This is a genomic window from Grimontia celer (genome assembly GCF_900055185.1).
Lineage (GTDB): Bacteria > Pseudomonadota > Gammaproteobacteria > Enterobacterales > Vibrionaceae > Enterovibrio > Enterovibrio celer.
Map to the genome: position 1 here is coordinate 17096 of NZ_FIZX01000011.1, position 12577 is coordinate 29672.

General features: G+C 50.0%; 8 protein-coding genes. 3 read left to right on the plus strand and 5 right to left on the minus strand.

Features of this window, described 5'->3' with window-relative positions:
• The first annotated feature begins 224 nt into the window (after window positions 1-224).
• From GCE9029_RS24715 to ppx, 3 genes are read left to right on the plus strand one after another with little or no spacing between them, the layout of a single operon-like run.
• A complete protein-coding gene (locus GCE9029_RS24715) occupies window positions 225-734 on the plus strand; it encodes a glycine cleavage system transcriptional repressor (protein WP_062667899.1) in 510 nt (169 codons plus the stop codon).
• Between the two features lie 17 nt (window positions 735-751).
• On the plus strand, window positions 752-2848 hold the full coding sequence (gene ppk1, locus GCE9029_RS24720) for a polyphosphate kinase 1 (RefSeq protein WP_062667902.1): 2097 nt from the start codon (window positions 752-754) through the stop codon (window positions 2846-2848).
• A complete protein-coding gene (ppx, locus tag GCE9029_RS24725) occupies window positions 2841-4349 on the plus strand; it encodes an exopolyphosphatase (protein ID WP_062667904.1) in 1509 nt (502 codons plus the stop codon). Before ppk1 ends, ppx begins: the two co-directional genes overlap by 8 nt.
• A 54-nt stretch (window positions 4350-4403) precedes the next feature.
• Here the strand turns inward: ppx and GCE9029_RS24730 are convergent, their stop codons facing one another.
• From GCE9029_RS24730 to sbcD, 5 genes are all read right to left on the minus strand, one after another.
• Window positions 4404-5351, minus strand: coding sequence for a PstS family phosphate ABC transporter substrate-binding protein (locus GCE9029_RS24730; RefSeq protein ID WP_062667906.1), 948 nt, complete (start codon window positions 5349-5351; stop codon window positions 4404-4406).
• Window positions 5345-6640: a phosphate regulon sensor histidine kinase PhoR gene (gene phoR, locus GCE9029_RS24735; protein WP_002535665.1), complete on the minus strand. Its 1296-nt coding sequence runs from the start codon at window positions 6638-6640 to the stop codon at window positions 5345-5347. The genes GCE9029_RS24730 and phoR overlap by 7 nt, the downstream gene beginning before the upstream one ends.
• Before the next feature lie 58 nt (window positions 6641-6698).
• Window positions 6699-7388 (minus strand): phosphate regulon transcriptional regulator PhoB, encoded by a 690-nt coding sequence (gene phoB / locus GCE9029_RS24740; protein ID WP_002535663.1) that lies wholly within the window; start codon window positions 7386-7388, stop codon window positions 6699-6701.
• Between the two features lie 210 nt (window positions 7389-7598).
• Window positions 7599-11273, minus strand: a complete 3675-nt coding sequence (locus GCE9029_RS24745) for an AAA family ATPase (RefSeq protein WP_062667908.1) — start codon at window positions 11271-11273, stop codon at window positions 7599-7601.
• Window positions 11270-12505 carry an exonuclease subunit SbcD gene (gene sbcD, locus GCE9029_RS24750; protein ID WP_062667910.1) on the minus strand — a complete coding sequence of 412 codons (1236 nt, stop codon included), beginning with the start codon at window positions 12503-12505 and terminating at the stop codon, window positions 11270-11272. The genes GCE9029_RS24745 and sbcD overlap by 4 nt, the downstream gene beginning before the upstream one ends.
• Window positions 12506-12577 lie beyond the last annotated feature (72 nt).

The window sequence follows — 12577 nt, forward strand, 5'->3', positions numbered from 1 at the left end:
TTAAGCGGCTCATAATATTTCTTTTTGATGACATAAATGTGACAGCCAGAAATTCTGGACAAGTTAAGCCCATGAAATAAAAGTGTAATAAAACATGTTTAGCCTCCAGTAACGTTGATGTGAGGCACAGTTCGGAAGTGCCTGCTTCTGAGAGGGGTAGACACGGTTTTAAAACCGACTTAATAATGACCATTCCCCTCCGCTGTTGACGCAAAGGATCGACCATGAAGCAGTTAGTAATCACCCTCATCGGCACGGATCGCCCAGGTCTGGTAGAAACACTTTCCGACACCGTATTCCAGCATCACGGAAGCTGGCAGGCCAGTAGCCTGAGCAAACTTGCGGGCAAGTTCGCTGGTATTGTTCAAATTGATATTAAAGAAGAAAATGTGAACGCGCTGACTGATGCGCTAAATAGCATTCCTGATCTCAACGTTCTTATCGCTGAAGCTGCACACCAAGCAGAGACTGATACAACAACGCATACCCTGTCTGTTACAGGCAACGATCGTCCTGGCATCGTTCAGGAGGTGACAAGGGAAATCGCTAAGTTTGGTATCAACATCAACAATCTGGAAACCGATGCAGAAAGCGCTGCCAACTTTGGTGGCGTGATATTTAAAGCTGAGTTTGATCTCGACATCGCCAACAACATCTCGCTGGATGACCTTGGTGCAGCTCTTGAAGGGCTGTCAGATGACCTGATCGTGGAGTTTGACGAAAGCGACATTTAATTAAGGAAAGGGGAAAAATGAGCGCGGATACGCTTTACGTAGACAAAGAGTTAAGTTGGCTGTCTTTTAACGAAAGGGTACTTCAGGAAGCTGCAGACAAAAACGTTCCTATCATCGAACGTGTGCGATTTCTCGGTATTTTTTCCAGCAATCTGGATGAGTTCTACCAAGTCCGATTTGCTGACGTAAAGCGCCGTATCCTGATCAACGAGGAGCAAGGTGGCGACAGTAAAGCCAAGGAGCTCCTCAGCAAAATTCAGGATAAAGTCCTCAAACTCAACCAGGATTTCGACCACCTTTATAACGACATTCTTCTCGAGATGGCACGCCGCCATATCTTTCTGGTTAATGAGCGACAATTAACGGAATACCAGCAAAACTGGCTGAAAAGACATTTCGTCAGTAATCTGCTTCCGCACATCACCCCTATCATTCTCACTGACGACATGGACGTGCTCTCTTTCCTTAAAGATGCGTACTCTTACCTTGCCGTCGAAATGAAAAAAGAGGGACAACCATCACGTTACGCTCTTATCGAGATCCCAACGGATGAAATAGAGCGCTTTATCAAGGTGCCGGAGCCGAAAGGCAAACGCCGCCGCAAGACCATCATTCTGCTCGATAACATCATCCGCTTGTGTCTTGACGAGATTTTTAGTGGCTTCTTTGATTACGACAGTGTCGAAGCCTATGCCATGAAAATGACCCGTGACGCGGAATATGACCTTACTAACGAGGTTGACCACAGCCTGTTAGAGAATATGTCCGACAGTCTGGACCAGCGTTTAACGGCTCTGCCAGTGCGTTTCGTATACCAACGCGACATGCCGCAGGATATGGTGAAACATATCCTAGATATGCTGAAAATTTCGGATTACGACAGTGTGCTGCCAGGGGCGCGTTACCATAACTTCAAAGACTTTATCGGTTTCCCGAATGTCGGGATGAAGTACTTGGAAAACCCTCAACTGCCGCCGATTGAATCGGCTGACTTCACCACTAACGCCAATGCATTTGATGCCATTCGGCAGCGAGATGTGTTGCTCTACTATCCATACCACACCTTCCGGCACATGACGGAACTGGTGCGTCAGGCTTCCTTTGACCCAAAAGTTCGCAGCATTCGCATCAATATTTACCGCGTGGCGAAAAATAGCCGCATCATCAACTCCATGATTGATGCCGCAAACAACGGCAAACGCGTCACCGTCGTGGTTGAGCTTCAAGCTCGCTTTGATGAAGAAGCTAATATCGAATGGGCACGTGTGCTGACTGATGCGGGCGTAAAAGTGGTCTTTGGTACACCGGGCCTCAAAATTCACTCCAAGCTTTGCCTCATCACCCGCCGTGAAGAAGACGGATTACGTGAATACGCACACATAGGTACCGGTAATTTCCACGAAAAAACGGCGCGCATCTATACCGACTTTTCCTTGTTTACCGCAGATAAATCCATCACGTCAGAAGTACGTAAGGTATTCAATTTTATTGAGAACCCATACAAGCCAGTGAAGTTCTCACACCTGATTGTGTCGCCACGCAACTCGCGCTCACGAATTTATCGCCTGATTGAGCGTGAAATCGAGCATGCCAAGAATCGCCGTAAAGCGGGCATCACTCTTAAGGTCAACAATCTGGTCGACAAAGGATTGGTGGACTTGCTCTATAAAGCGAGCAATGAAGGCGTGAAAATTCGCATCATCGTGCGTGGTATGTGTTCGCTTATCCCGGGTGTGAGAGGTCTTAGCCACAACATCAAAGCCATCAGTATTGTTGACCGATTCCTCGAACATCCCCGCGTTTTCACCTTTGAAAATGGCGGTGATCGAGATGTCTATATTTCATCAGCAGATTGGATGACCCGTAACATCGATAACCGTATCGAGGTGGGTGCGCCTATCAAAGATGAGCGCCTGAAACAGCGCATAATGGATATCCTTGAGCTTCAATTTGCAGACCGCGCAAAAGCACGGGTTATTGATAAAGAAATGTCCAACGCTTACGTGAAACGCGGAAATCGCAAAAAAGTACGTTCACAAATCGAGATTTATGATTACCTTAAACAAGTAGAACGTGCAGAAAAACGGCAAGCGAGCAAACAAAAGAATGAATGACACTACCCCGGCTGAGAAGCCAAGGGAAATTGCAGCAATAGATTTAGGTTCCAACAGCTTCCATATGGTCGTTGCCCGCGTCGTCGGGCAAGGCCTTCAAATCATCAGCCGCCACAAACAACGTGTGCGGCTTGCATCTGGACTCGACGACTACCTCAACCTCGATAACGCCGCCATCAATCGTGGTGTGGAATGTTTGGCCATGTTTGCCGAGCGCCTTCAAGGTTTCGACGAAGCCAACGTCCGCGTTGCAGCCACTTTCACCTTGCGTGAAGCAAGAAACAGCCACATCTTTGTGCAGCGTGCTCGCAATGTCTTCCCCTACCCGATTGAGATCATTCCTGGCGTGGAGGAAGCGCGGTTAATTTACCTTGGCGTCAGCCACACCCAACCGGGAGATGGTCGCAAGTTGGTGGTAGACATTGGTGGCGGCAGTACCGAGCTTGTAATAGGTAAAGGTTTTAGCCCTGCACTCACCAACAGTAAGCACATGGGTTGTGTCAGTTACAACCAACGCTTTTTCAAAGACGGGCAGATCTCCATCAAACGCTTTGCTCAGGCACAATTAGCCGCTGAGCTCAAACTGGAAAGCATCGCAAAGCAATACAAAGACTGTGGTTGGGAAGAAGCCGTAGGCTCATCTGGCACTATCAAAGCCATTCGCGAAGTTTTGATAGCCAGCGGGCATGACGATGGCATCATCACACGTAAACGTCTGGATAGTTTGATTGAGCAAGTTTTGTTGGTGAAATCGGCCAGCGAGCTTAAGCTGCCCGGGTTAACGGAAGACAGACAACCTGTGTTTGCAGCAGGCCTGGCAATTCTCTCTGGCGTATTTCACGCCCTGCACATAGAGAAGATGGTTTATTCAGGCGGCGCGCTCCGTGAAGGGCTTCTGTATGAAATGGAAGACCGCTTCCAACAAAGCGATATTAGAAGTCGCACTGCCGCAGACCTCGCTGAGCGGTACCATATCGACAGGCGACATGCAGATAATGTTCAGCAAACCGCTGAGCACTTTTACCTGCAGGCTGAACCAAAGTTGGGGACGAAAAAAGCGGAGCTGGCCATATTGCTAAGCTGGGCAGCGTTGTTGCATGAAGTCGGCTTGAGTATCTCGCACTCGGGCTTCCACAAGCATTCGGCCTACATTCTGCAAAACACCAACTTACCGGGCTTTAACCAAGAGCAACAAACTGTATTGGCTACTCTGACCCGTTTTCATCGTAAAGCTTTGAAGCTTGAGGAAATGCCAGAGTTCACTCTGTTCAAGGTTAAACAGATTCATCCACTCATCCGTTCTTTGCGCCTCGCCTGCGTTCTCAATGTGCAACGCAGCGGCGAGCCGATACCAGAGGTGAAGCTCGACGCCAAGGACGATTGCTGGTCACTAACTTTCCCTGAAAACTGGCTTATTCAGAACACCTTGTTGGCGGCCGATCTGGAAGCTGAACAGGCCTACTGGGATTCGGTAGGTTGGAAGCTCAACGTGAGTGCTTAGGCTCAGTTGACACTGAAAGCATGCAAAGAAAAACGGTGCTCATCGCACCGTTTTTTATAAACCCAGAGCTTTGAGTTGTTGTCCAATCAAATCATCAGGCAGTGGAACGAATCCTTCAGCCCCGACTAGCGCTTGCCCCTGGCGGGAAAGGATAAGTTTGATGAACTCTGCTTCCATTCTTGGTAACGGCTTATCCGGCACTTTGTTGACATAGACAAACAGGTAACGCGAAAGCGGATAAACACCAGAAATCACACTATCAACGGTGGCATAAACCTGCTCGCCCTCGACATCCAATGGCAGCATCTTCGCCCCCGCTGTGCGATATCCAACGCCCGCATATCCAATCGCATTGAGCGATGAACTGACCGACTGAACAACCGACGCAGAGCCCGGTTGCTCATTCACATCCGGACGAAAATCGCCATCGCAAAGCGCCTGATCTTTGAAAAAGCCGTAAGTGCCCGACACCGAGTTGCGGCCAAACAGTTGAATATTTCGCTTTTCCCAGCTTCCCGGAAGACCCAGCTGTCCCCATTTATCAATCCGCTCGTTGGAGCCACAACGCAGCGTTTTGGAAAACAAGGCATCAACCTGCGTCATGTTCAGTACATCAATTGGGTTGTCTTGATGAACAAATATCGCCATCGCATCAATCGCGACTTTAATCGCCGTTGGCGGATAGCCATACTTTCGTTCAAACAGTTCAATTTCACGTGGGCGCATTTCCCGGCTCATGGTGCCAAACTGCGCCGTTGCTTCAATCAACGCTGGAACCGCAGTAGAAGAGCCCGACGTCTGGATTTGGACATTCACACTCGGGTAATGTTTTTTGAAAAGCACGCCCCATTGAGTGACCAAATTAGCCAGAGTGTCTGAACCGACCGTTGACAGGTTACCCGAGATATTATCTACACGGTGATACAGAGGGAGGTGATCGTCAGCGGCAGCGGGTGCCGCCACTAACAGGAATCCAATCAGGGTCAAAGCCCGTTTTAACATGCCAGACGCTCCGGAAGGGTGAACGAGAACGTACTACCCTGTCCCACCTTACTTTTGATTTCAAGCTCCGACTCGTGATGATTCAGCGCATGCTTCACAATGGCCAAGCCAAGACCACTGCCGCCCGTTTCACGTGATCTCGCTTTATCGACGCGATAAAAGCGCTCGGTCAGTCTATCGATATGTTGAGGCGCAATACCTTCACCACTATCAATCACTTCCAGTCTTGGCCCTTTGCGGGACTTAAACCAGCGAACTTTGATTTTAGCGCTGGCTGGCGTGTGTTTCACCGCGTTGTACACCAGGTTAGAAATAGCGCTGCGAAGCTGATCTTCATCGCCCAACACTTTGAGCGAATGATCGATTTCAAACTCAAAGTCATGCGCCTGATCGCCACTGAGTGTCTGCGCTTCTTTTTCCAACACATCAAGCATTGCTGGCACGTCTACTTTCTGATCCAGCGCGATCTTTACACTCGCCTCAATTTTCGACAGGGTCAGAAGCTGTTCCACCAAACCTTCCATTCGGGTCAACTGCTCTGTCATCACGCCGTGGGCTTTACCCCACATTGGCCCCACCAGCATCTCTGGATCTTCAGACATTTCCAAATAACCACGCAGCACCGTCATCGGCGTGCGAAGTTCATGGGAAACGTTTGCAAAGAAGTTACGGCGCATACCTTCAAGTTGCTTGAGCTGGGTAATGTCACGCACCACCATCAGGTATTCGCCTTCTGCATAAGGCATAGTACGGAATTCGAGGGTTTTCGAAGCGTGCAAGGTCGAACGCATTTCAAATGGTTCACCCAGTTCCGCGCGGCTCAGGTACTCAATAAACTCCGGCGTACGGATCAGGTTGGCAATGTATTGACCGGCATCGTCAGGCATACGGAAGCCCAGTAGCTCCTGCGCCAGCTTGTTACACCAGACGATCGAGCCATCGTGCTCAAACACTACTACTGCATCGGGTAATGATTCCGCACCATTGCGGAAACGGCGGATAAGATTGGCAAGCTCTTTACGACGACGACGGTTACGCTTTTGTAGACGGTAGATACCGTTAAACAACGGCGTCCAGCTTCCTGAACCGGTTGGTGGTGTCAGGCTGCGCTCTTTCCAAAGCCAGTCAGAGAGCTTGAGTTGGTGGTAGAAGTTCCACAGCAACACCAAAACCGTTGCCAATAGCAACAGCCAAGGCAGACCGCCAAAGAACCAGCCTATGAGAAACCAAGGTAGATAAAAAAAAGCCAGCTCAAGAGCCAGCTTTTTCCAGGTAAGTCTTTCGACCATCAATGTCTCCAAGATGCCACCCGGTGGCCTTCGGATGACCTATGACAATAATGCGTTATCAGGTGCGCGTTGAGAAACGGTAGCCTGCGCCACGAACCGTTTGTACCAGTTTGTCGTGACCGTCTTCTTCCAGCGCCTTTCTTAAACGACGAATATGCACGTCAACGGTACGATCTTCAACATAAACGTTAGTGCCCCAAACGTTATTAAGAAGTTGCTCACGACTATAAACACGCTCTTGGTGGGTCATGAAAAAGTGCAACATCTTAAATTCGGTTGGACCCATTTCCAGCGGTTTTTCGTTTGAAGTGACGCGGTGTGATACAGGATCAAGCTTCAGACCATGCACATCAATCACATCATCCAGCGACGTTGGTGATACTCGGCGCATCACGGCCTTCAGGCGCGCCATCAGCTCTTTTGGTGAGAAAGGCTTGGTGATGTAATCATCCGCACCGACTTCCAAGCCGCGGACTTTATCTTCTTCCTCGCCACGCGCTGTGAGCATCACAACTGGGATTTGGCGGGTCAGTTCATCACGCTTGAGATGTTTGATCAGGTTGATCCCCGAGCCGCCTGGCAGCATCCAGTCCATCAGGATCAGTTCAGGGTAAGGCTCGCAGATTTTTTCCAGAGCACTGTCATAATCTTCTGCTTCTACAGCCTGATAACCTTTTTGTTCCAGTACGAAACACAACATCTCGCGAATAGGTGCTTCATCTTCGACAACAAGTATCCGTCTTACCATTTTTCCATACCCAGTTAGAGTGGTTTATTTGTATTTCTTGGACGCCATTATGTGATTCTATTATGACAGTTTTGTGACCTTTCGCGAGGTTTGGCGCGGGAGGCAACCAGATACTGCCTTTTAATCCAGATATTTACTGACTATTTTTCACCCGCCCAACCTACTGGACACGGCATAAGCCGTCGCCTCTAGCTAAGGCACTTTTCTTGGTCAAGAAACGCGAAATTTGTTGTCCAGCTCACTGACGCCCAGGCCAGTTTTTTTCGAAACATGGAGCTGGGTAGGAATGCGTTCTTTCATCGCTTCAATGTGACTGATCACCCCGATCATCTTGCCGGAGGCATTAAGATTATCCAGCGCATCCAGCGCCACATCCAAGGTCTCGCTATCGAGCGTACCAAAGCCTTCATCGAGGAACAGCGAGTCGATGCTGGTCTTGTGGCTGACAAGATCAGAAAGCGCCAGCGCGAGTGCCAGACTGACTAGGAAGCTTTCCCCACCTGATAAGGTTTTGGTGTCACGCTCAATATCACCCTGCCAGGTATCCAGCACGCTAAGTTCCAAGCCTTCACCTTGCTTGCGGTTCAGTTGGTAACGTCCATGGATTCGGTCGAGTTGTTTGTTCGCCAGATACACCAGATTATCCAGCGTCAGCCCCTGAGCAAACTTACGGAATTTATCGCCTTTTTGTGAGCCAATCAGGGAATGCAGATACTGGATATCATCGTATTCCGCACGCAGGCGTTCGATCTCAGCAAACAGCGCCCGTTGGTTCTCTCGTCTTTGATGATCAGATGCCAAGGCATGGCTCAGCTCACCACTTCGGCGCACAAGCGTTTCCACGGCCTCTGATTTTCCCGTTAGCGCAGATTCCACCTCATCATGCGGAGTTTGCACCCAAACTTCTGCCCGGTCATGGGCTAGCACTTCAACCACATGCTGACAGGCTTTCTCCAGCAGTACCTTGGCACCCTCAAGGGCATTTTCCAGCACGCGTTTATCTGCAAGTAACTGTTGTTTTTCTTCCTCCGGAAGCAATGCAGTTTGGAACATTTCCAGAGAATCAAAAGGCGAAGCCCCAAGGCTTTCTTCCCATTGGGATGCATAACTCTGTGCCTCGACATTCAGCGATGTCAGCGACTGAGTTTGACTTGTCACTTCTGCCTGAATCGCGCGCAGATCGCCAAGACATTGCTGCGCAAAGGCTTGTGCTGCTTGATGGGAGGCTTCCCCTTGCTCCGTTTGAACGGCAGCGCGGCGCTTTTCATCTTCCACCCGCTTGTCACCAAAGAGCTCAGCGCGTTTTGCTTTAGCAGCTTCAAGCTCGCCGGTTAGCGAATCAATTTCGGATTGAAGCACGCCCAGCTGCTCAGCCAGTGCCTGACTCTCTTTCATGCAATTTGAAAGCTCAACCTCAAGCAACGCCATCTCTTTCGCCAAGACTTCTTTTTGCTGCTGGTTTTGCTCCCACTTTTCGGCGTCTTGCTTTCTCGACGCCAACCAGACTTGAAGCTCATCATGCTCAGGGGATTGGTAACCACTGTCTGCGATTTGCTGGCTCAGCACGTTTTCGAGGGTCTCAAGGTAATCCAGCTTCTGGCGCTTATCAGCAGCCAGTTTCTGCGCTTCCTGTTTTTTGCTTTCAATAGTCACCGACAGAATGGAGAAGTGTTTCTCGGTGCTATCCAATGTACGGGTAGCCTCATCCCAATGCAGTTTTGCCTGCTGCAGGGTTTTCTCTTGCGCTTTGAGTGCATTCAAGGTTTGGGTCAGTGCGTCACGTTGCTGGGTTTGCTGCTCGTTGAATGCAACAAAGGCGTTGCGCTGATCGATAGTCAGGACCAAGTTGAGTGGCACTGCCGCCTGTGTCCACTGCTCACCAAGCGCCATTTGTTGCTGCTGACAACGCAGGAGATGCTTATCCAGCTCTTCGATGTAACGCTTCGCCGCTTCAAGCTTCATACTGGTTTCTTTGCCAGTGTGCCCCAGCTCTTCTAACGCCACCTCTGCCGCTGACTTTTGCTGCAGGGTTTCAGAGACATTGAGGACAGCTCCAGACAAGGCTGGATGCTCGGTGGAGCCACAAAGCGGGCAGGCTTCATGTGGCTGCAATGCCGCACGATATTGTGCAAGATGTTCTTCCTGACTGACAAGCTTGGACAGTGCCTCAATCAGTTGCTTTTTGTCTTTGTAATGCTGTCGAAGCGAAGTGACTTCAAGCTCTAAGTTTTTGGCTTGCTGAGTCTGTTCTGTCAGTGTCTGGCGCTTTTCCACGCTCTCTTTATCCAGTTCCAGCCATTGCTGCTGCCATTGGTCTAACTGGAGGTAAGTGGAAAGTTGCGCACTTAACTGCTCGCGCTGTTTATCCAGAGCGTCAACATCACCACTTGAGGTTGCTTGCTTAAACGCTTCTTGCTGTGCTTCCCATGCTTGTCTGGCTTGTTCGCTTTGGCTTAGTGCCGCCTGTTTTTCTTTCTCGGCATTTTCCGCCTTCGCGATCTCTACCTGCAGTTGGGCGCTAAGCTCGGTTTCGTATTGAGCCAGTTTGCCAATCGCATTTTGTTCTTGCGCGATCTGTTGGCCCATCTGCGCCCATTGGCCAAGGTGTTGTTTAAGCTGGCCTGCAAACTGATGGGTGGTCAGGTAGGTGGATACGTCTTCCAGAGCCCGTTTTTTGGTCTCAAGGTTCTCTGCGGTTTTTTCCTGTGATGAAGTCAGATCAGCTTGCTTGGCTTTCAGGCCCGTCTGTTGCTGCAAAAACTCCTGCAGCCGCAGAGATTGGTGTTTGATGTCGGTATCGAGCGGCAAAACCTGCTCACTGATAAGCTCTTCCAGCTTGCTTTGCTGGGTTTTCGCCAGTGTGAGCGCCTCTGAAGCTTTCAGTAACGCCTCGTCAGACTGCACGCTCTTTTCTGTGTTGGCTTTCAATGCTTCCTGTTTGGTAGCCAGCAAAGCAGTCGTTGATTCCACGCTTTTCAACGATGACTGCCAACGCTCATAAGGCATGCGCAGCTTTTCCGCTGGCTCACTGTGGGTGAGTTTATCCAGTTGTGGTTTGGCTGCCTTCCAGTTTTCTTCAGCAGTTGTTAGCTGTGCTTCGGCCTGACTTTTCTCTTGATGGCTTTTTTGGTGCGCTTTCCACCATGTCAGGTGCGCCGTGAGATCGGTCTGTTTTTCGCGCTCACTCTTGAGCAAGGCATCTGTTTCTTTCTGCTCCTTTTCGAGCGCTTCAAGCTCCTCGCTACTCAGCAACTGTACGCCTTTCGCTTCGGCCTCTTTCTGGCTCAAGGCCTGCTTTGCTGCGGCAAAATGCTCATGCACTTTTTCAGAAATCCGGCCGTAAATCTCTGTTCCGGTCAGTTCTTCCAAAAGCTCCGCACGCTCGTTTTCCTTGGCATTCAGGAAAGCGGCAAATTCCCCCTGAGAAAGCATCATGGATTTGGTAAAACGGGCAAAGTCGAGACCAGTAACACGCTCTACCAATTCATTTTTCTGCTTCACCTGTGTGGCCAGTACCTTGTCGGTTTTCGCATCCACCAGCTCCACATCCGCTTGCTGTAAATTACCGTCCGCTTTTCCACGGGAGCGGCGCATGCTCCAAAACGCGCGGTACGGGTGGCCTTTTACTTCGAATTCCACTTCGGCAGAACACTCCGCCGTGCCACGGGTCATGATTTCGTTGCTGGAAGTGGAGATCAGCCCTAATCGCGGCGTCTGGTGATAGAGCGCCAGACAAATCGCATCAAGCAATGTGGTTTTACCTGCGCCCGTTGCGCCGGTAATGGCGAACAGGCCATTGTCAGAAAATGGGGTTTGGGTGAAGTCAATCTTCCACTCGCCTTTCAGCGAGTTCAGATTCTTAAAGCGAAGACTAAGGATTTTCATTCTTCGCCCTCCGCATGCTCAACTTCCGCCACAATTTTGGTGAACTGGGTTTGAATCCGTTCTTTACGCGCAAGCTCGTCCTCTCCCTCAAAAACCTCGAGAGCCAGTCGCTTTTGGAAAACATCATTCGGTGTCAGCTCAGAAAGGGTTTCTTTTGCTTCTTGCGTCAGCGCCTGAGCTTTTGGCCCACGGGTGCGCTGAAGCTGTAACACCTCTACATTGAGCCCTTCAGTCATCAGTTGAATACGTTGTTGTAAATCAGACAGATAGTCCTGCACTGAAACCTCAATGTGCAGCCAGACAGTTTTTGGATCATCATGTTCCAAATACTCTGAAAGCTGTACTTCTATCTCTTCGAGTGACCCTTTAAGGACACCCATAGGCTGAAAGCTCGGAACGCTGATCGGCTCGATACGCACGCGCAGGTCCCCGTCGAATTCCACCAGCACCACCTGCTTGTTGAATTTGAGTTCATCAAAGCTTAAAGGGATCGGAGAGCCGCTGTATCGGATATGCTCTGACTTAGCGACAATCTGCGGGCGGTGGATGTGCCCAAGGGCAATGTAGTCGGCAGGCGGAAAGCCATCTGCCGCAAAGCCATCGAGCGTACCAATGTAAATATCACGCACGGATTTAGATGGGCTCACGCCAAGTGCGGTTAAATGGCCCGTCGCGATAATTGGTACTTGCCAGCCGTTATCATCGCGCAGCTTCACTGCAGCGAGATACAAGTCGTGGTAGTGGGATTTAATGGCATCACCCAGCGCTTGGCGCTTTTCAGTACCGGATTCGCCGGCTTGACTGGTCAGTACATCGCGCGGGCGCACAAAAGGCACCGCACACACAATCGCCCCGATGTCGCCATCGTGGTTTTTCAGGGTAATGAGTTGGTCTTGCAGATCGTCGCTGGTGTTTGCCACCACATGGGTATGCAGGCAAGCCAGCAGGGATTTGGATTCTCTGAGCGTGGAAACCGAGTCATGGTTACCGCCCAGCACCACCAAAGAACAGTTGCGCTGACTGATGGAAACCACAAACTGGTTATACATTTCACGGGCGTAACTTGGCGGCGAACCTGTGTCGAAAACATCTCCAGCCACGATGACGGCATCAATCTGATTTTTATCTATTTCCTGTAAAAGCCAATCCAGAAAAGCCTGGTGTTCTTGCTTGCGGCTTTTGGTGAAAAAGTTTTGCCCTAAATGCCAGTCTGACGTGTGGAGTATTTTCATTGAAAGGTGTGCGCCTGTTCTTGTGCTCAGTGCCTGATTGTACCGTATTTGAAGCGACATTCTCTGCCTGAT

What these genes read in the sequence shown, in the direction of transcription:
- ppk1 (WP_062667902.1), top strand. Translation starts at nt 752, where the DNA reads ATGAGCGCGGATACGCTTTACGTAGACAAAGAGTTAAGTTGGCTGTCT.
- phoR (WP_002535665.1), bottom strand. Translation starts at nt 6,640, where the DNA reads ATGGTCGAAAGACTTACCTGGAAAAAGCTGGCTCTTGAGCTGGCTTTT.
- GCE9029_RS24730 (WP_062667906.1), bottom strand. Translation starts at nt 5,351, where the DNA reads ATGTTAAAACGGGCTTTGACCCTGATTGGATTCCTGTTAGTGGCGGCA.
- phoB (WP_002535663.1), bottom strand. Translation starts at nt 7,388, where the DNA reads ATGGTAAGACGGATACTTGTTGTCGAAGATGAAGCACCTATTCGCGAG.
- ppx (WP_062667904.1), top strand. Translation starts at nt 2,841, where the DNA reads ATGAATGACACTACCCCGGCTGAGAAGCCAAGGGAAATTGCAGCAATA.
- sbcD (WP_062667910.1), bottom strand. Translation starts at nt 12,505, where the DNA reads ATGAAAATACTCCACACGTCAGACTGGCATTTAGGGCAAAACTTTTTC.
- GCE9029_RS24745 (WP_062667908.1), bottom strand. Translation starts at nt 11,273, where the DNA reads ATGAAAATCCTTAGTCTTCGCTTTAAGAATCTGAACTCGCTGAAAGGC.
- GCE9029_RS24715 (WP_062667899.1), top strand. Translation starts at nt 225, where the DNA reads ATGAAGCAGTTAGTAATCACCCTCATCGGCACGGATCGCCCAGGTCTG.